Source organism: Kitasatospora sp. NPDC085895 (assembly GCF_040702125.1).
Taxonomy (GTDB): domain Bacteria; phylum Actinomycetota; class Actinomycetes; order Streptomycetales; family Streptomycetaceae; genus Kitasatospora; species Kitasatospora arboriphila.
In genome coordinates, this window is sequence record NZ_JBFBJY010000087.1 from 1 (window position 1) to 18401 (window position 18401).

An 18401-nucleotide genomic window follows, 5' to 3' on the forward strand; every position below is an offset into this window, starting at 1 on the left:
TTCTTTCGTCCGCGCCAAACCTCCCACTGCACCGGCCGCCGGGGCACCCCGGCCCGCCGCCTCTTCGGGGGGGCGCTCCGCGCACCCCCGCGCGGGGCGGCCCCCCGGAGCGGTCTCCGGTGCGCCGCCCCTCGGCGGGTGGTTCTGCACGGTGTCAGGGCAGGTCGACGCCCTCGGCGGCGGCCGACTCGCGGGAGGCCCGGCGGGCCGCGGCACGCTCGGCGAGCGAGGGCTCCGGGGTGCCGTTGTCGTAGTCCTCGCCGTAGGCGCCCTTGGCCGGACGGCGGCGGCGCAGCGGCGGCTCGACGCCGTCGGCGAGGCGCCGGGCGGTGAGCAGGAAGCCGGTGTGGCCGATCATCCGGTGGTCCGGGCGGACGGCCAGGCCCTCCAGGTGCCAGGTGCGGACCATGGTCTCCCAGGCCTGCGGCTCGGTGAAGGTGCCGTGCTCGCGCAGCGCCTCGACGGTCTTCGACATCTGCGTGGTGGTGGCCACGTAGCAGCAGATGAGGCCGCCGGGGACGAGTGCCTTGGAGGCGACGTCCAGGCACTCCCAGGGGGCGAGCATGTCCAGGATGACGCGGTCGACGTCGGTCTCGACCAGGTTGTCCTGGAGGTCGCCGACGGTGAGCTTCCACGCCGGGTGCGGGCCGCCGAAGTAGCGCTCCACGTTGCCGCGGGCGATCTCCGCGAAGTCCTCGCGGCGCTCGTAGGAGGCGAGCATGCCGGTGTCGCCGACGGCGCGCAGCAGGTACGTGGAGAGCGCGCCGGAGCCGACGCCGGCCTCGACGACGCGGGCTCCCGCGAAGATGTCGGCCATCGCCAGGATCTGACCCGCGTCCTTGGGGTAGATCACCGCCGCGCCGCGGGGCATGGACAGGACGTAGTCGGGGAGCAGGGGGCGCAGCGCGAGGTACGGGACGTTGCCCGTCGTGCGTACGACCGTGCCCTCGGGGGCGCCGATCAGCTCGTCGTGCGGGAACGCACCCTTGTGGGTGTGGAACTGGTTCCCGGCCTGGAGCGTGAACGTGTAGTGGCGGCCCTTGGGGTCGGTCAGCTGGACCTGGTCCCCGACCTGGAAGGGCCCGCGTCGGCGGGTGGCACCGGTCGGTTCGGACATGCCGACAATCCTAAGGGAACGCCGGACCTCCCCCGACCAGCCGGGGGCACGCGCACGCCGGGGGCGACCCGACAGGGGCGCGCCCGTGTGCGTCGGCCTACACCCGGCCGCCGACCTCGCGGGCGAGTCTGCGTTCGAGGTCGGCGAGGGCCAGCACGCCGTAGGGGCTGCCGTCGGGGCGGACGATCAGGTACTCGGTCGCGGGGGCGCGCCGCAGTGCGGTCAGCAGCTGCTCGCCGGTGAGGTCGAGGTCGAGCCGCATGGCGGGTTCGAGGTCGCGGGCGAGCGCGCCGACCGCGACCCAGGGGCGGCGGTGCTCGGGCACCTTGCCGACGGCGGCCTCGGTGACCAGGGCGGTGGGCTCGCCGCGGCCGTCGACCACGACGATCGCACCGGCCTGCGCCTCGCGGGCGCGCCGCAGTGCCTCGCCGAGCGGGGTGTCTGCGGGGACCTCGACGAAGCGTCGGGCGAGGTCGCGCAGGGCGAGCTGGGGCAGGGCCTCGCGGAGCCGGGCGTTGCGGACGGCGCCGCTCGCCCCGTTCCAGATGATCACGGCGAGGACGGCGGCGAGGACGCCGTCGATCAGGCTGTCGGTGGTGGACTGCTGGGGGTCGCGGGAGGCGCTGTACAGCGGCAGCCCGAAGAGGACGAGCAGGGCGAGCCCGCGGCCGACCCAGGCGGCGGCGACGGTGCCGGCCATCGGCCGGCCGGTGACGCCCCAGACGACGGCGCGCAGCATCCGGCCGCCGTCCAGCGGGAGGCCGGGCAGCAGGTTGAAGGCGGCGACGACGAGGTTGCTGACCATGAGGCCGGCGAGCAGCACGCCGGGCACGGTGTCGGTGTCGACGGCGGTGAGGGCGAGGTAGAAGGCGCCGCCGAGGACGAGCGAGAGCAGCGGGCCGACGAACGCCAGCCAGAACTCGCGGGCCGGGGTCTCGGCCTCCTTCTCGATCTCCGAGACGCCGCCGAAGAACTGCAGCTGGATCCGCCGCACCGAGAGCCGGTAGCGGAGGGCGACCACGGTGTGGGCGAGCTCGTGCACCAGGACGGAGGCGTAGAAGGCGACCGCGAAGGAGAAGGAGACCAGGTAGCGGGTGGCGCCGAGGTCGGGCAGCACCTCGCTGAGCCGGCCGCCGAACACCCAGGTGATCAGGGCGGCGATGACGAACCAGGAGGGCGTGACGTACACCGGGACGCCGAAGGGTCGGCCCATCAGGATGCCGCCGCGCGGCTCCGGCCGCTCGGGCCGGTCCGCCGACGGCTGGTCGGAGGTCCGCTGCCCCCTGGTGTCGCTCACCGCGTCCCCTTCGCTCTCGTCGTCCCCGCCGGTGCGCCGCGCCGTCGCGGCGCCGTGGCCCGCACCGTCGCGCCCACGCTACGTGATCTCCGTCCGGATGCCGCGCGCGCCCCTCGCGCCGCGCCCGCGGCGGCGGTCGGGTGCTGCTCGTACCTCGGTGATACCCCGGATGCGGTGCCTCCAGCGGTGTCGGTGTCAGCCGGGCGGCAGCGGGATGTGAGCGGGGGGCAATAGGGTCGGGGGCATGCACCAGACCGAGACCGAGCCGCCGACCCGGCCGGCCGCCGCGCCGACGGGCCTGTCGCCCTCGCGCGCCGGCGACTTCATGACCTGCCCGCTGCTGTACCGGCTGCGGGTGATCGACCGGCTGCCGGAGCCGCCGAGCGCGGCCGCCACCCGGGGCACGGTGGTGCACGCCGTGCTGGAGCGGCTCTTCGACCACCCGCCGGGCGAGCGGACGGCGGAGCTGGCGCGTTCGCTGCTGCGCCCGCAGTGGGAGCGGCTGCTCGGCGAGCGGCCGGAGCTGGCGCAGCTGTTCCCCGGCGACGAGGACGGTTCGGCGCTGGCGGCCTGGCTGGGCGACGCGGAGAAGCTGGTGGACCGCTGGTTCGGTCTGGAGGACCCGACCCGGCTGCACCCGGTGGAGCGCGAACTGTACGTGGAGACGCCGCTGGAGCCGGGCGTGCTGCTGCGCGGCTACATCGACCGGGTGGACGTCGCGCCGACCGGTGAGGTGCGGCTGGTCGACTACAAGACCGGCCGCGCGCCCTCGCGGGACTTCGAGGGCAAGGCGATGTTCCAGATGAAGTTCTACGCCCTGGTGGTGTGGCGCTGGAAGGGCGTCGTCCCGCGGCGGCTGCAGCTGGTGTACCTGGGCGGCGGCGGGGACGTCGTCACGTACGACCCGGACGAGGCGGACCTGCTGTCGGTGGAGCGCAAGCTCAGGGCGCTGTGGGAGACCATCTCGCGGGCGGTGGCGACGGGCGACTTCCCGGCCACCCGCAACCGGCTGTGCGACTGGTGCGACCACAAGGCCCGGTGCCCGGAGTTCGGGGGCACTCCCCCGCCGTACCCGCTGCCGGTGCCTGTTCCGGTGCGGAGAACGACCGACGACGATCCCACGGGGGATCTCATGGTGAGCAAGGAGTCGTAGGTGACGATCCGAGTGCTGCTGGTCGACGACCAGCCGCTGCTGCGCACCGGCTTCCGGATGATCCTGGAGGCCGAGTCCGACCTGGTGGTGGTCGGGGAGGCCGGGGACGGCCAGCAGGCGCTGGAGCAGGTCCGGGCGCTGCAGCCGGACGTGGTCCTGATGGACATCCGGATGCCGCGGATGGACGGGGTGGAGGCGACCCGGCGGATCGCCGGTCCGGGGCGGGACGGCCCGGCGAAGGTGCTGGTGCTGACCACCTTCGACCTGGACGAGTACGTGGTCGAGGCGCTGCGCGCGGGTGCCAGCGGCTTCCTGCTGAAGGACGTGCCGGCGGAGGAGCTGGTGCAGGCGATCCGGGTGGTCGCGGACGGTGCGGCGATGCTGGCGCCGTCGGTGACCCGCCGGCTGCTGGACATGTACGCCACCAAGCTGCCCTCCGGCGAGGAGGCGCCGCCGCAGGCGCTGGGCGCGCTGACCGAGCGCGAGGTGGAGGTGCTGCGGCTGGTCGCCCGCGGCCTGTCGAACGCGGAGATCGCCGCCGAGCTGTTCGTCAGCGAGACGACGGTGAAGACGCACGTCGGGCACGTTCTGACGAAGCTGCAGCTGCGCGACCGGGTCCAGGCCGCGGTGTACGCGTACGAGTCGGGTCTGGTGCGCCCCGGCTCGATGTGAGCCGCCGGGTGCGGCGACGGCCCGCCTCCTCCGCTGCGGAGGGGGCGGGCCGTCGCCGTTCGGTCACTTGGTGCCGTTGCGGCCGATCTCCCAGAAGCGGAAGATCCCGGTGGTGTCGACGGTGCCGTCGACGCCGGTGATGTCGTTGCGCGAGGCGTAGAAGGACTTGGCCTGGAACAGCGGGATCACCGGGACGCCCTCGGCGACGATGTTCTGGATCTGGCCGTAGGCGCCGCCGGCGGAGCGGTCGGTCAGCTTGATGCTGGCGGGCACCAGCTTGCCGCTGATCCGCGGGTCGTCCCAGCCGTTGTGGAAGGCGCCGCCGTCGACCACGATCGGGCTGACGAAGTTGTCCGGGTCGGCGTAGTCGGGGGTCCAGCCGACGGTGTACGCCTGGTAGCTGCCGGCCTTCCAGCCCTCCTGGTACTTCTTCCAGTCGGGCTCCTGCTTGATGTCGACCTGGAAGACGCCGCCGTTCTCCAGGTCCTTCTTGATCTGCTCCATCTCGGCGGCGCCGGCCCGGGCGCGCGACCAGGTGAGGGTGATCTTGACCGGGGTGGAGATCTTCGCGTTGGAGAGGATCTTCTTCGCCTTGTCGACGCTCGGGTCGCCGTAGCGGTCCGCGAAGGAGGTGTTGTGCCCGGTGATGCCGGCCGGCACCAGCGAGTACAGCGGCTGGACGGTGTTGGCGTACACCGTGCGGGAGAGCGCCTTGCGGTCGACCAGCTGGGCGACGGCCTGGCGGACGGCCGGGTTGCCGGTGACGGCGTCCTTGGTGTTGAGGACCAGGTAGCGGGTCTCGGCGCTCTCGCCCTCGGCGACCTTGAGGTCGCCCTTGCCGGCCATCTGGTCGTCCTTGATCTTGGCGCCGGCCGAGGGCTCCAGGCTGTTGTCGGCGAGGTCGACCTCGCCCTTCTCCAGCGCGGTCTTCAGCTCGTCCGGTGCGTTGAAGTAGCGCAGCGCGAACTTGCCGGTGGTCGGCTTGTTGTCGCCCTTGTACTCGCTGTTGGCGGAGAGGGTGACCTTGCCCGGGTTCTCGCCGCCCTCGATGGTGGCGATCGAGTCGATCTTGTACGGGCCGGAGCCGACCAGCTTGTCGTTGGCGAGCAGCGCGTCGGCCGGGAAGACCTGGTGGTCGACGATCGAGCCGGCCGCCGAGGCGAGCTTCGCCGGGAGGACGGCGTCCGGGGCCTTGAGGTGGAAGACCACCTTGTCCTGGCCCTTGGCCTCGACGGACTTGATGGTGGAGAGCAGCGAGGCGGGGCCGCTCGGGTCGTTGATCTTCAGCATCCGCTGGACCGAGAAGACGACGTCCTCGCTGGTCAGCGCGTGGCCGTTGGAGAACTTCAGCCCGCTGCGCAGGGTGCACGCGTAGGTGATCGCGTCACCGCCGGTGAAGCCGCAGGACTGCGCGGCCTCCGGCTGCGGCACGGTCGCGCCGGGCGGGAAGCTCAGCAGCGACTGGAAGGTGTTGTTCAGCACCAGCCAGGAACCGGCGTCGTAGGCACCGGCCGGGTCGAGCACGCTGGTCACGTTGGTGGTGCCCATGGTGATCGTGGACGGCGAGTCCTTGCCGGTGACGGCCTTGGTCGCGGAGGCGCAGCCGGCGGCCGAGGACGCGACCATGACGGCGCAGCCGAGCACGGCCAGGCGGTGGGCTGAAGACATGCGGGATGGATTCCTTCTCCGTGCGGCCGGGCTTGTGGGGAGGCGCCGGTAGGGTGCCGTCACGGTCCGCGGCCCAGGGTGGCGGGCGCGGCTGCGACGGTCCGTTGGTCCCCTTTTCGGGGAATGACCGGAAGTAGCGTGCCATATCGACCACGCACCGCCTCGCACGCGTGCGCGAGGGCCGGGGTTCCCGGGGCTCCCGCCGGTTCCCGCAGACCGGCGTTCTGTCACCCTATGTCCGTTTTCTCCGTCAGGCCCAGCACGGTCCGTCGCCGGGACGCCGCAGCCAGAGAGCGGCACCGCACGGAAAAGAGAGCGAACTCACACCCGGGCGGCGATCAGCGCGTGCAGCAGCTCCAGATCGACCTGCTCCAGCGAGCCGAGGACGGTGCGTCCGGGGGCGGGCTCGATGGCGGCGACCGAGGGCACCGCGATGACCTGGCAGCCGGCGGCCTCGGCGGCGAGCACCCCGGTCGGGGCGTCCTCGATGACCACGCAGCGGGCCGGGTCGGCGCCGAGCCGGGCGGCGGCCGTGAGGTACGGGTCGGGGTGCGGCTTGGTGCGCGGCACCTCGTCGCCGGCCACCGAGAAGGCGAAGTGGTGCGCGCCGAGGCTGCGCAGCACGATGTCGATGACGTGCCGGTGCGAGGCGGACACCAGGGCGGCGGGGACGCCGTGCGCGGCCAGGGTGTTGAGCAGCCGTTCGGCGCCGGGCATCAGCGGCACGCCGCCGGCCAGCAGGTCGACGAAGCGCTGGTTGATCAGGACGGTCAGCTCGGCCGGGGTGTGCGGCACGGCCGTCCGGGAGAGCAGGTAGTCGATGACGCGGGTCATCGGTCCGCCGACGACGTGGGCGCGGTCGGCCTCGTCGAGGACGTGGCCGAACTCGGCGAAGAGCGACGCCTCGGCCTGCCACCAGAAGTCCTCGGTGTCGACGAGCGTGCCGTCCATGTCGAGCAGCACGGCCTGCAGGCCGCCGCCGGCACCGCCGAGGCTCTCGGTGAGGGTCGAGATGGTCGTCATGGCATGGTCCCTTCGCCGGGTGGGGTCCCGTCCGCACGGGTGGCCGGGCGGGGCCGGGGATGGCACAGGCCGGCCCGCTTGTGAGCGGACCGGCCCGTTCAGGATCATTCAGGATACGCCCGCCGACCGGAAATGTGCCGAACGGAGCGCAGCGGACGGGTTACCTGGCGTTGAAGTACTTCGCCTCGGGGTGGTGGATGACGATGGCGTCGGTGGACTGCTCGGGGTGCAGCTGGAACTCCTCGGAGAGCACCACGCCGATCCGCTCGGGCTTCAGCAGCTCGGCGATCTTGGCGCGGTCCTCCAGCTCCGGGCATGCGCCGTAGCCCAGCGAGAAGCGGGCGCCGCGGTACTTCAGGGCGAACATGTCGCGGACGTCCTGCGGGTCCTCGTCGCCGAAGCCGAGCTCGTAGCGGACCCGGGCGTGCCAGAACTCGGCGAGCGCCTCGGCCAGCTGCACCGACAGGCCGTGCAGCTCCAGGTAGTCGCGGTAGGCGTTGGCGGCGAACAGCTCGTTCGCGGCCTCGGAGACCCGGTTGCCCATGGTGACCACCTGCAGCGCCACCACGTCCCGCTCGCCGGAGTCCTCCGGGCGGAAGAAGTCGGCCAGGCAGAGCCGGCGGCCGCGGCGCTGCCGCGGGAAGGTGAACCGGGTCCGCTCGGAGCCGTCCTCGTTGTGGACGATCAGGTCGTCGCCCTTGGAGTTGGCCGGGAAGTAGCCGTAGATCACGGCGGGCTCCAGCCAGCCCTCGGTCTGCAGCCGGTCCAGCCACATCCGCAGCCGCGGCCGGCCCTCGGTCTCCACCAGCTCCTCGTACGAGGGGCCGTCGCCGGTGCGCGAGGCCTTCAGGCCCCACTGGCCCTTGAACAGCGCGTCCTCGTCCAGCCAGGAGGCGTAGTCCGCGAACGGGATGCCCTTGACGATCCGGTCGCCCCAGAACGGCGGCACCGGCACCCGGTTGTCGACGGCCACGTCGGAGCGGACCTGGCCGAGGTTGACCTCCTCGACCTCCTCGACCTCGACCCGGGCGTGCCGGCGCTGCCGCAGCTCCGGCAGGGCCGCGCCGGGCACGCCGCGCTTGACCGCGACCAGCGCGTCCATCAGCTTGAGGCCCTCGAAGGCGTCCCGGGCGTAGCGGACCTCGCCCTGGTAGACCTCGTGCAGGTCCTGCTCGACGTAGGCGCGGGTGAGCGCGGCGCCGCCGAGGATCACCGGGAAGTCGGCGGCCAGCCCGCGCTGGTTCAGCTCCTCCAGGTTCTCCTTCATGATCACCGTGGACTTGACCAGCAGTCCGGACATGCCGATGACGTCCGCCCGGTGCTCCTGCGCCGCCTCCAGGATCGCCGAGACCGGCTGCTTGATGCCGAGGTTGACGACGTTGTAGCCGTTGTTCGACAGGATGATGTCGACCAGGTTCTTGCCGATGTCGTGGACGTCGCCCTTCACGGTGGCGAGCACGATGGTGCCCTTGCCCTCCGAGTCGGACTTCTCCATGTGCGGCTCCAGGTGGGCCACCGCGGACTTCATCACCTCGGCGGACTGCAGCACGAACGGCAGCTGCATCTGGCCGGAGCCGAACAGCTCGCCGACCACCTTCATGCCGGCCAGCAGCGTGTCGTTGATGATCTCCAGGGCCGGACGGGCCGTCAGCGCCTCGTCCAGGTCGGCCTCCAGGCCGTTGCGCTCGCCGTCGACGATCCGCCGCTGCAGGCGCTCCTCCAGCGGCAGCGCCGCCAGCTCCTCCGCCTTGGACGCCTTCACCGAGGCCGAGGAGACGCCCTCGAACAGCTCCAGCAGGCGCTGCAGCGGGTCGTAGCCGTCCCGGCGGCGGTCGTACACCAGGTCCAGCGCGACCTCGCGCTGCTCCTCGGGGATCCGCGCGATCGGCAGGATCTTGGAGGCGTGCACGATCGCCGAGTCCAGGCCGGCCTCCACGCACTCGTGCAGGAAGACCGAGTTCAGCACCACGCGGGCGGCCGGCGAGAGGCCGAAGGAGATGTTGGACAGGCCGAGCGTGGTCTGCACCTGCGGGCGGCGGCGCTTCAGCTCGCGGATCGCCTCGACGGTCTCGATGCCGTCCCGGCGGGACTCCTCCTGGCCGGTGCCCAGGGTGAAGGTGAGGCAGTCGACCAGGATCGACGACTCGTCGATGCCGTACTCGGTGGTGAGCTGCTCGATCAGCCGCTCGGCGATGGCGACCTTCTTGTCGGCGGTGCGGGCCTGGCCCTCCTCGTCGATGGTCAGCGCGATCAGGCCGGCGCCGTGCTCGCGGGCGAGCGAGGCGATCCTGCCGAAGCGGGTCTCGGGGCCGTCGCCGTCCTCGTAGTTGACCGAGTTGAGCACCGCGCGGCCGCCGAGCGCCTCCAGGCCGGCCCGGAGCACCTCCGGCTCGGTGGAGTCCAGCACCAGCGGCAGGGTCGAGGCGGTCGCCAGCCGGGTGGCGACCTCCCGCATGTCGGCGACGCCGTCCCGGCCGACGTAGTCGACGCACAGGTCGAGCAGGTGGGAACCGTCCCGGATCTGGTCGCGGGCGATCTCCACGCAGGCCTGCCAGTCCTCGGCGAGCATCGCCTCGCGGAACTTCTTGGAGCCGTTGGCGTTGGTGCGCTCGCCGATCGCCAGGTAGGAGAGGTCCTGACGGAAGGGCACCGACTGGTAGAGCGAGGCGGCGGCCGCCTCCGGCTTCGGGTCGCGGGCCACCACCGGGCGGCCCTGGACGCGCTCGACCACGTGCCGCAGGTGCTCGGGGGTGGTGCCGCAGCAGCCGCCGACCAGCGACAGGCCGTACTCGCGCACGAAGGTCTCGTGGGCGTCCGCCAGCTCCTCGGGGCTCAGCGGGTAGTGCGCGCCGTCCTTGCCGAGGACGGGCAGGCCGGCGTTGGGCATGCAGGAGAGGCCGACCTTGGCGTTCTTCGCCAGGTAGCGCAGGTGCTCGCTCATCTCGGCGGGGCCGGTGGCGCAGTTCATGCCGATGTAGTCGATGCCCAGCGGCTCCAGGGCGGTCAGCGCCGCGCCGATCTCCGAGCCGAGCAGCATGGTGCCGGTGGTCTCCACCGTCACCTGGGCGAGCACCGGCAGGTCCAGGCCCGCCTCGGCGAGCGCCTGCTTGACGCCCAGCACGGAGGCCTTGGTCTGCAGCAGGTCCTGACTGGTCTCGATCAGCAAGGCATCGGCGCCGCCGGCGATCAGGCCCGCCGCGTTCTGCCGGAAGCCCTCGCGGATCACCTCGAAGGTGGTGTGGCCCAGGGTCGGCAGCTTGGTGCCGGGGCCGATCGAGCCGAGCACCCAGCGGGTCCGGCCGTCCCGGGCGGTGAACTCGTCGGCCGCCTCGCGGGCGATCCTCGCACCGGCCTCGGACAGCTCGACGATGCGGTCGGCGATCTCGTACTCGCCGAGCGCGGCGTGGTTGGCGCCGAAGGTGTTGGTCTCCACGCAGTCCACGCCGACGGCGAAGTACGCGTCGTGGACCGAGCGCACGATGTCCGGGCGGGTGACGTTGAGGATCTCGTTGCAGCCCTCCAGCTGCTGGAAGTCCTCCAGGGTCGGGTCCTGCGCCTGCAGCATCGTGCCCATCGCGCCGTCGGCCACCACGACGCGGGTGGCGAGGGCTTCGCGGAGGGCGTTCGCACGCTCCTGGTGGGCGGCGGCTGCGGCGGACGAGGGGACGGCTGTGGCCATGGGGCGACTCCCTGGGTGCGACGGCTGTCGGCTATGCGTCCCCTCCTGGTTCGGGGATGCACGCCGTCAGGGTATCCGGACACCTGCCCGGCGACGGAACCCGTTCCGCATCCTGGGCGTCCTGTCCACCTGAACGGACGGGACGGGAGGGGCCGGGTGCCACGGAGGATCACCGCGCCGGCGGCGTGGCTGCGGAGGCTGCGACCCGGACGGAGCAAACGACGGCGGCTCACCGTCGCCGTCCTCGCCGTCCTCGGCCTGCTACTCCTTCCGGTGGGCGGCGCCGCCGTCGCCCTCCACCTCCGGTACGTGGGCGAACCGTCAGCCGCGGCCAGGACGCGGGACCGCGACGCCCTCTGGCTCGGCCACGCCTGGGTGGACGGGCGGCGCACCGACGCCGACCTCACCGCACTCGCCGCCCGCCTCGCCGGCACCGGCGTCCACGACCTGTACGTGCACACCGGGCCGCTCGCGCACGACGGCTCGCTCGACCCCGCGCTCGCCCCGCAGGCCCGCTGGTTCCTGGACGGCGTCCACCGCCGGCTGCCCGGCCTGCGGGTGCAGGCCTGGCTCGGCGACGTGGTCGCCCCGGAGAAGGACGGCCTCCACCTGGACCGGCCCGAGGTCCGCACCCGGATCACCGTCGCCACCGTGCAGACCCTGGCCCTCGGCTTCGAGGGCGTGCACTTCGACCTCGAACCCGTCCGCTCGGGCTCGGCCGGCTTCCTCGCCCTGCTCGACCAGGTCCGCCCGCTCACCGCGGCCTCCGGGGTGCCGCTCTCCGTCGCCGCACCGCAGATCGACCCCGTCCCCGGGCTGCACCGGGTCGGGCTCGCGGTCGCCGACCACGGCAAGTGGTGGTCGAAGGAGTACTTCGCCGACGTCGCCCGGCGGGTCGACCAGATCGCGGTGATGAGCTACGACACCGGGATGCCGCTGGAGTCGCTGTACGGCGGCTACGTCGCCCGGCAGACCGAACTCGCGCTGGCCGCCACCCCGGACTCGGTGGACCTGCTGATGGGCCTGCCCGCGTACTGGCAGGACGACTTCGGCCACCGCGGCTCCGCCGAGACCGTCGCGGCGGCCGTCCGCGGCGCCCGGCTCGCCCTCGGCCGCGACGAACGGCAGTCCTTCGGCCTCGCGCTGTACGTCGACTTCACCGCCACCCCGGCCGACTGGAACGCCTACCGCAACGGCTGGTGCCGCTGAGCGCCGCCCGGGTTAGGCTGCGGCCATGACCGAACCGGCTCTGGACGCAGCGGAACTGACGACCGATCATCTCGTCCTGCGGCGGCCGGTCCCGGCGGACGTGGCGGCGATCCTGGCCGTCCACCGCGACCCGCGGACCTGCCGGCACAACCCCTCCGACGCGCTGCGCACCAGGGCCGAGGCCGAGTGGCTGTACCGGCGCTGGGACGAGCGGTGGCAGCGCAGCGGCTTCGGGTACTGGGTGGTGCGCGGCCGCGGGGCGGAGCAGCCGCTCGGCTTCTGCGGGGTGAAGCCCACCGTGCTGGGCGGGCTGCGCGGGCTCAACCTCTTCTACCGCTTCGACCCGGCCTGCTGGGGCCGGGGCGTGGCCGGCGAGGCCGCCACCGCGGTCGTCGCCTGGGCCGGCCGGGAGCTGCCGCGGCTGCCGCTGATCGCCCGGATACGCCCGGAGAACCTGGCCTCCCAGCGCGTCGCCGAGAAGGCCGGCCTGACCCGCGCCGCCCACCTGGACGAGATCGGCGAGGACGGCCTCGACTGGATCTGGGCCCGCAACCTGCCGTAGCACCGGTACGCCCGGGGGCGCGTGCGGCGTCACAGCGGGGTGCTGTGCAGGGCGATCAGCAGGCGCCAGACCCGGCCGGCGAAGGTGGGCGGGTCGGCGGTGATCAGGCCGTGCAGCCAGTCGGCGAGCAGGCCGGTGAAGGCCGCGGCGACCGCGGAGGCCACCGTGTCGGCGTGCGGGGCGCCGGCCCGTTCGCGTTCGGTGCGGCTGCGCTCCCGCAGCCGCCGGTGCATGAGGTCGCCGAGCGGGCCGCCGCCGCCCGGGTCGAGCAGGCCCCGGTAGAGGGCGGCGTGCCCGGCGGCGTCCGCCAGGAAGGCGGTGAGTGCGGCGGGCGGTGCCGCCGGGTCGACCGGGCCGCGCCAGTCGTGCAGGGCGTCGACGGCGGCCTCGACCACCTCCCCGCAGGCGTCGACGGCGAGTGCCCGCAGGTCCTCGTAGTGCAGGTAGAAGGTGGCCCGGCCGAGTCCCGCGCGGCGGACCACGGCCGAGACGCTCACCTCGGCCAGGGGCCGTTCGCCGCACTCGGCGAGCAGTGCGCCGCGCAGGGCGGCCCTGGTGCGCTCGGCACGGGGGTCATTCATCCGGCGGCCAGCACGGCGGCGAGCGCGACGGCTCCGGGCAGGGCCTGGGCGACCAGGATCCGCCGGTTGGCGGTGGCGCCGCCGTACAGGCCGGCGACCACGACGCAGCTCAGGAAGAAGACCCGGGCGTCGTGGCCGACCGGGTCGGCGGCGATCAGGCCCCAGACCAGGCCGGCCGCCAGGAAGCCGTTGTAGAGGCCCTGGTTGGCGGCGAGCGGCGCGGTCGTCTTCGCGAGGCCGGCGTCGAAGCCGGAGAGGCTCCGGCCCGGGGAGCGCTCCCAGAGGAACATCTCCAGCACCAGGATGTACGCGTGCAGTGCGGCCACCAGGCCGACCAGGACGTTCGCCGCCGTTTGCATGGATCACTCCGATTTCATGGACACCTGTCCAGCAATCATAGACGAGTGTCCAGGAACTCCAGCCACACCGCGGTGTCGGACGGCAGCCCGCCCTCCGTGAGGGCTCCGCTGCTGAGCACCGGACGGGCGCCCTCGGGCAGCGGCACCGGCTGCTCGCCGAGGTTCACCAGGCAGCCGAACCCGCCGGCCCGCCGGAAGGCCAGCACCTCCGGGCCGGAGGGCAGCCAGTCGAAGCCGCCGGTGATCCGCTCGCGGCGGATCCGCAGCGCGGTGCGGTAGAGCTCCAGCATCGAGTCCGGGTCGCCGGTCTGCGCCGCCACGGTGAGCGCGCCCCAGCCGGCCGGCTGCGGCAGCCAGGGCTCGGCACCGTCGGGTGCGAAGCCGTACGGCGGCAGGGTGCCGGACCACGGGATCGGGACGCGGCAGCCGTCGCGGCCGGGGTCGGTGCCGCCCGAGCGGAAGTGCATGGGGTCCTGCAGGCTGCCGAGCGGCAGGTCCTCGACCTCGGGCAGGCCGAGCTCCTCGCCCTGGTAGAGGTAGAGCGAGCCGGGCAGCGCCAGCGAGAGCAGTGCGGCGGCGCGCGCCCGGCGCAGGCCGAGCCCGAGGTCGGTCGGGGTGCCGAAGCGCTTGGTGGCGAACTGGAAGCGGGTGTCCTCGCGGCCGTAGCGGGTGACGGTGCGGGTGACGTCGTGGTTGGCGAGCACCCAGGTGGCCGGGGCGCCGACCGGGGCGTGCGCGGCCAGCGTGCCGTCGATCGAGGCGCGCAGCTCGGCGGCCGACCACGGGCGGGCCAGGAAGTCGAAGTTGAAGGCGGTGTGCAGCTCGTCCGGGCGCAGGTAGCGGGCGAACCGCTCGGTGTCCGGCACCCAGATCTCGCCGATCAGGACGCGCGGCTCCTCGTAGGAGTCCGCGATCGCCCGCCAGGAGCGGTAGATCTCGTGCAGGTCGTCGCGGTCGACGAACGGGTGGGTGTCGACGCCGGGTTCGAAGTCGGGCAGGCCCGGCTCCTTGGTCAGCAGGCCGGCCGAGTCGATCCGCACGCCGGCGGCGCCGCGGTCGAACCAGAACCGCAGGATCTCCTCGTGCTCCCGGCGGACCAGCGGGTGCGCCCAGTTGAGGTCGGGCTGCTCGGTGGCGAACAGGTGGAGGTACCACTGCCCGTCCTCGATCCGCGTCCACGGGCAGCCGCCGAACTCCGACTGCCAGTCGTTGGGCGGCAGTTCGCCGTGCTCGCCGCGGCCCTCGGCGAAGTGGAAGAGGTCGCGCTCGGGGCTGCCGATGCCGGCCGCGAGGGCCGCCCGGAACCACGGGTGCCGGTCGGACACGTGGTTGGGCACGATGTCCACGACGGTGCGGATGCCGAGGTCGCGGGCCTCCGCGATCAGCTTCTCGGCCTCCTCCAGGGAGCCGAAGACCGGGTCGATGGCGCGGTAGTCGGCGACGTCGTAGCCGCCGTCCTTCAGCGGGGAGGGGTACCAGGGGTTGAACCAGACCGCGTCGAAGCCGAGTTCGGCGAGGTACGGGAGCCGGGCGCGGATCCCCGCCAGGTCACCGGTGCCGTCGCCGTTGCCGTCGGCGAAGCTGCGCGGGTAGACCTGGTAGATCGCCGCGTCTCGCCACCAGTCCCGGCGGTCGGGCTGCTGTACCACGGTGGGTAGTCCTTTCGAGAAATGACGGGCCGTCAGCCCTTGAGCCCGCCCGAGGTCAGGCCGGCCATGATGTTGCGCTGGAAGATCAGGAAGAACACGATGGTCGGCACCGAGGCGATGGCCAGGGCGGCGATCACGACGTTCTGCGGCACGCCGATGGACAGCGAGTTGATGCCGATGTTGAGCGGCTGGTTCTTCGGGTCCGGCTGGACCAGCAGCGGCCACAGGAAGTCCTTCCAGACGTTCACCACCGCGAAGATGGAGACCACGCCGAGGATCGGCCGGGACATCGGCAGCACGATCGACCACAGCGCCCGCAGCGGCGACGCGCCGTCGATGGCGGCGGCGGCCATCAGCTCCTCCGGCACCGAGTCGAAGAAGCGCTTCAGCAGGAAGATGTTGAAGGCGTTCGCCACAGTGGGCAGCCAGATCGCCCACGGGGTGTTGATCAGGTTGAGGTGCAGCAGCGGCAGGTCCAGCACGGTGAGGTACTGCGGCACGATCAGCACGGTGGACGGGATCATCAGCGTCGCCAGCATCATGCCGAGGATCAGGTTGCCGAGGACGGGCCGCAGCTTGGAGAGCGCGTAGGCCGCGGCCACGTCGAAGACCAGCTGGAAGGCGAGCGCCCCGAACGCGTAGTACAGCGTGTTGAAGAGCAGTCGGCCCATGTTGAGCTTGGACCACGCCTCGGTGTACGTGTCGGTGTGGACCTGGTGCGGGTAGAAGGTCGGCGGGCTCTGGATGACCTCCTGGGTGGACTTCAGTCCGCCGGTCACCAGCCAGTAGAGCGGGCCGAGGAAGACCAGGGTGAAGGCCGCGACCACCAGGACGAGGACGGTCCGGTAGACCGCCTTGCCGAACGGGCGGTTCAGCTGCGTCTCGGAGATCAGGGTACGGGTGGAGGTGTCTGCCATGGCGGTGCTCCCGTCCTAGTCGTTGGTGCGGCTCAGGCGCACGTACAGCGCGGAGAAGCCGGCGAGTACGAGCAGCATGACCAGGCCGAGCGCCGAGGCGCTGCCGTAGTTGTTGAAGCTGAAGGCGTACTGGTAGATGAGGTTGACGACGGTCAGCGTCGAGTTCTGCGGGCCGTTGCCGCCGGTCAGCAGGTAGGGCTCGACGAAGACCTGCATGGTGGCGACGACCTGCAGCAGCAGGAGCAGCGAGAGGATCAGCCGGGTCTGCGGGATCGTGACGTGCCGGATCCGGCGCAGCAGGCCGGCGCCGTCGAGTTCGGCGGCCTCGTAGAGCTCGCCGGGGATGCCCTGCAGGGCCGCCAGGTAGATCAGGGTGGCGCCGCCCATGTTCATCCAGGTGGCCGCGATGACGACCGAGAGCATGGACGTGGTGGGCGAGTTGAGCCAGGCCGAGGTCGGCAGGTGGAGCGCCTTGAGGATCGCGTTGAACAGGCCGTAGCCGGGGTCGTAGAAGTACTTGAAGAGCAGCACCGAGGCGACCGGCGGGAGCATCACCGGCAGGTAGACCAGGATGCGCAGGTAGGCCTTGGCGTGGCGGAGCTCGTTCAGCAGGACGGCGACGACGAACGGCACCGCGAAGCCGAGCACCAGGGCGAGCACCGTGAACAGCAGGGTGTTGCGCCAGGCGTGCCAGAAGTCCGGGTCCGCGAGGATGCGGTCCAGGTTCTCCGTGCCGACCCAGGTGGTCCTTCCGCGCTTGGTCTTCTGGAAGCTCATGATCACTTCGCGGACCATCGGGTACCACGAGAAGTACGCGAAGCAGAGCAGGGCACCGAGCAGGAAGCCATGGCCGGTGAGGTGCCTGCGGATGCGCTGACGGAGGGCGGCGCGGCCCTGCGAGGGATCGGCGTGCGCCGGTGGCTCGGTCTTCCGGCGGGCGGAGACGCTGATCGCTGCCATGGGGTTACTCCCGGTCGGTCGGAGGGTGTGGCTCGGGCGTGCGTGGGGGCCGGCCCGCCGGTCGGCCCCCACCGGCCGTCACTGGAGGTTGGCCAGCACCTGGTTGACCTGGCTCTCGGCGTCCGAGAGCAGCTTGTCGACGTTGGCGTTCTTGTCGGTCAGGACGGCCGAGACGGCACCGTCGAGGACCTTGTAGATCTGCTGGGCGTTGGCGGGCTCGGTCTTGCCGGGCACCGAAGCGGCCAGGTACGGCGCGTAGTTCTGCACCGGGACGGTGGCGCTGGCCGCCTTGGCCCTGTTGTCGGCGTCCAGGGTGGATCCGCCGAACAGGAAGGGCTGCGGCAGGCCGACCGGCAGGCCGTCGGCCTTGGTGCGGGCGTAGTCGAACTGACCCTTGCCCATGGTCAGCCACTTGAAGTTGACCCAGGCGATGCCGGCCTTGATCTGGTCCGGGGTGGAGCCCTTCTTGAACATGTAGTCGGCGCCGCCGAGCAGGGCGCCCTTGCCGCCGGGCATCGGGCCCATGCCGTAGTCCTCGTAGTTGCCCTTGAGGGTCTGCACCATGTAGGTGATGTCGTCCGGCGCGCCGACGTACATGCCGAGCTTGTCGGTCGACATCTGGGTCATCAGGTCGGGCCACTTGAGGCTCTGGGTGGCGCCCATGGTGTTGTCGGTCCAGCGCATGTCGTACAGGTTCTGCAGGACCTGCTTGCCCTCGGGCGTGTTGAAGGCGGCCTTCTTGCCGTCCTCGGTGGTCATCGAGCCGCCGAGGCCGTAGAGCTCGGCGGTGAAGTGCCAGCCGCCCTGGTTGGTGGCGCTGTAGTCGCCGTAGCCGTTGACGCCGTTGCCGAGCGCCGCGATCTTCTTGGCGGCCTCGCGGACCTCGGCCCAGGTGGTCGGCGGCTTCTCCGGGTCGAGGCCGGCCTGCTTGAAGAGCTTGCGGTTGTACAGCAGGCCCATCTTGTAGTTGGTGGTGGGCAGGCCGTAGAGCCTGCCCTCCGAGGTGAGGGTCTTCATGACGGACGGGTCGATGTCCTTGAGCGCGGGCACCGTCCGCTCGTTGACGTAGGCCGAGATGTCCTCGGCCTGGTCGGCGTCGAGCACCTGGTCCAGGTCGGTGAAGTACGTGTAGAAGACGTCCGGCTGGGTCTTGCCCTTGAGCTGGGCGGTGAAGGAGGCCGGCTCCTCGCAGGGGGAGGCGTCCTTCGCGTTGATCGTGACGTTCGGGTAGAGCTTGTTGAACGCCGCGACGTCCTCGGACCACTGCTTGCGCTCGGCCGGCTTGGTGGTCGGCGGCTGGCAGTCGATGCCGATGGTGACCTTGGTGTTCGGGTCGAGGGAGGCACTGGCCGCGGGCTTGCCGGAGTCCCCGGAGTTGCCGGCGTCGGAGCCGGAGGAGCACTCGGCCGCGGTGAGGGCGAGGCCCGCGGCGGTGGCGAGGGCGACGGTTCTGCGGAGGAGCCGGTCTCTGGTCATGCGGATGGACCCTTTCAAGCACGTGCGGGCTGCGCCTGGGCGCGGGGGTGCCCGTGGATTTCCGGTGGGGGCCGGCCCC

At 72.1% G+C, this 18401-nt stretch carries 15 protein-coding genes; 4 read left to right on the forward strand and 11 right to left on the reverse strand.

Annotated elements, in window-relative coordinates; translation table 11 throughout:
• Nucleotides 1–154: 154 nt before the first annotated feature.
• Both AB0442_RS34965 and AB0442_RS34970 read right to left on the reverse strand, forming a co-directional pair.
• The gene (locus tag AB0442_RS34965; RefSeq protein WP_344621591.1) at nt 155–1117 is read right to left on the reverse strand and encodes a tRNA (adenine-N1)-methyltransferase; all 963 of its coding nucleotides are present in this window, start codon (nt 1115–1117) and stop codon (nt 155–157) included.
• A gap of 97 nt (nt 1118–1214) precedes the next feature.
• Nucleotides 1215–2414, reverse strand: coding sequence for a site-2 protease family protein (locus AB0442_RS34970; RefSeq protein WP_366167602.1), 1200 nt, complete (start codon nt 2412–2414; stop codon nt 1215–1217).
• A 244-nt stretch (nt 2415–2658) separates the two neighbouring features.
• On the opposite strand from AB0442_RS34970, the gene AB0442_RS34975 reads away from it, so the two are divergent.
• Nucleotides 2659–3567: a PD-(D/E)XK nuclease family protein gene (locus AB0442_RS34975; protein WP_366167603.1), complete on the forward strand. Its 909-nt coding sequence runs from the start codon at nt 2659–2661 to the stop codon at nt 3565–3567.
• Nucleotides 3568–4239 carry a response regulator transcription factor gene (locus tag AB0442_RS34980; protein ID WP_344621588.1) on the forward strand — a complete coding sequence of 224 codons (672 nt, stop codon included), beginning with the start codon at nt 3568–3570 and terminating at the stop codon, nt 4237–4239.
• A 63-nt stretch (nt 4240–4302) separates the two neighbouring features.
• On the opposite strand, the gene AB0442_RS34985 is transcribed toward AB0442_RS34980, so the two are convergent.
• The 3 genes from AB0442_RS34985 to metH all read right to left on the reverse strand — a co-directional run bounded on the left by AB0442_RS34985 (nt 4303) and on the right by metH (nt 10609).
• On the reverse strand, nt 4303–5907 hold the full coding sequence (locus AB0442_RS34985) for an ABC transporter substrate-binding protein (RefSeq protein WP_366167604.1): 1605 nt from the start codon (nt 5905–5907) through the stop codon (nt 4303–4305).
• Between the two features lie 321 nt (nt 5908–6228).
• Complete coding sequence (locus AB0442_RS34990; protein ID WP_363541081.1) at nt 6229–6930, reverse strand: HAD family phosphatase; 702 nt, start codon at nt 6928–6930, stop codon at nt 6229–6231.
• Nucleotides 6931–7090: 160 nt separating this feature from the next.
• On the reverse strand, nt 7091–10609 hold the full coding sequence (gene metH, locus AB0442_RS34995; RefSeq protein ID WP_366167605.1) for a methionine synthase: 3519 nt from the start codon (nt 10607–10609) through the stop codon (nt 7091–7093).
• Between the two features lie 156 nt (nt 10610–10765).
• On the opposite strand from metH, the gene AB0442_RS35000 reads away from it, so the two are divergent.
• Together AB0442_RS35000 and AB0442_RS35005 are read left to right on the forward strand one after the other, a co-directional pair.
• Nucleotides 10766–11818, forward strand: coding sequence for a hypothetical protein (locus tag AB0442_RS35000; protein WP_366167607.1), 1053 nt, complete (start codon nt 10766–10768; stop codon nt 11816–11818).
• 25 nt (nt 11819–11843) lie between these two features.
• A complete protein-coding gene (locus AB0442_RS35005) occupies nt 11844–12380 on the forward strand; it encodes a GNAT family N-acetyltransferase (protein ID WP_363541084.1) in 537 nt (178 codons plus the stop codon).
• A gap of 29 nt (nt 12381–12409) precedes the next feature.
• On the opposite strand, the gene AB0442_RS35010 is transcribed toward AB0442_RS35005, so the two are convergent.
• From AB0442_RS35010 to AB0442_RS35035, 6 genes are all read right to left on the reverse strand, one after another.
• Nucleotides 12410–12961 (reverse strand): TetR/AcrR family transcriptional regulator, encoded by a 552-nt coding sequence (locus tag AB0442_RS35010; RefSeq protein WP_366167608.1) that lies wholly within the window; start codon nt 12959–12961, stop codon nt 12410–12412.
• A complete protein-coding gene (locus AB0442_RS35015; RefSeq protein WP_366167609.1) occupies nt 12958–13320 on the reverse strand; it encodes a DUF1304 domain-containing protein in 363 nt (120 codons plus the stop codon). Before AB0442_RS35015 ends, AB0442_RS35010 begins: the two co-directional genes overlap by 4 nt.
• Nucleotides 13321–13355: 35 nt before the next feature.
• Nucleotides 13356–14969, reverse strand: a complete 1614-nt coding sequence (locus tag AB0442_RS35020; protein WP_366167610.1) for a glycoside hydrolase family 13 protein — start codon at nt 14967–14969, stop codon at nt 13356–13358.
• A gap of 32 nt (nt 14970–15001) precedes the next feature.
• Entirely contained in the window at nt 15002–15886 is an 885-nt protein-coding gene (locus tag AB0442_RS35025) for a carbohydrate ABC transporter permease (protein WP_366167611.1), read from the reverse strand.
• A 15-nt stretch (nt 15887–15901) separates the two neighbouring features.
• Nucleotides 15902–16846: a sugar ABC transporter permease gene (locus AB0442_RS35030; protein ID WP_366167612.1), complete on the reverse strand. Its 945-nt coding sequence runs from the start codon at nt 16844–16846 to the stop codon at nt 15902–15904.
• A 78-nt stretch (nt 16847–16924) separates the two neighbouring features.
• On the reverse strand, nt 16925–18322 hold the full coding sequence (locus AB0442_RS35035; RefSeq protein ID WP_366167613.1) for an extracellular solute-binding protein: 1398 nt from the start codon (nt 18320–18322) through the stop codon (nt 16925–16927).
• Nucleotides 18323–18401 lie beyond the last annotated feature (79 nt).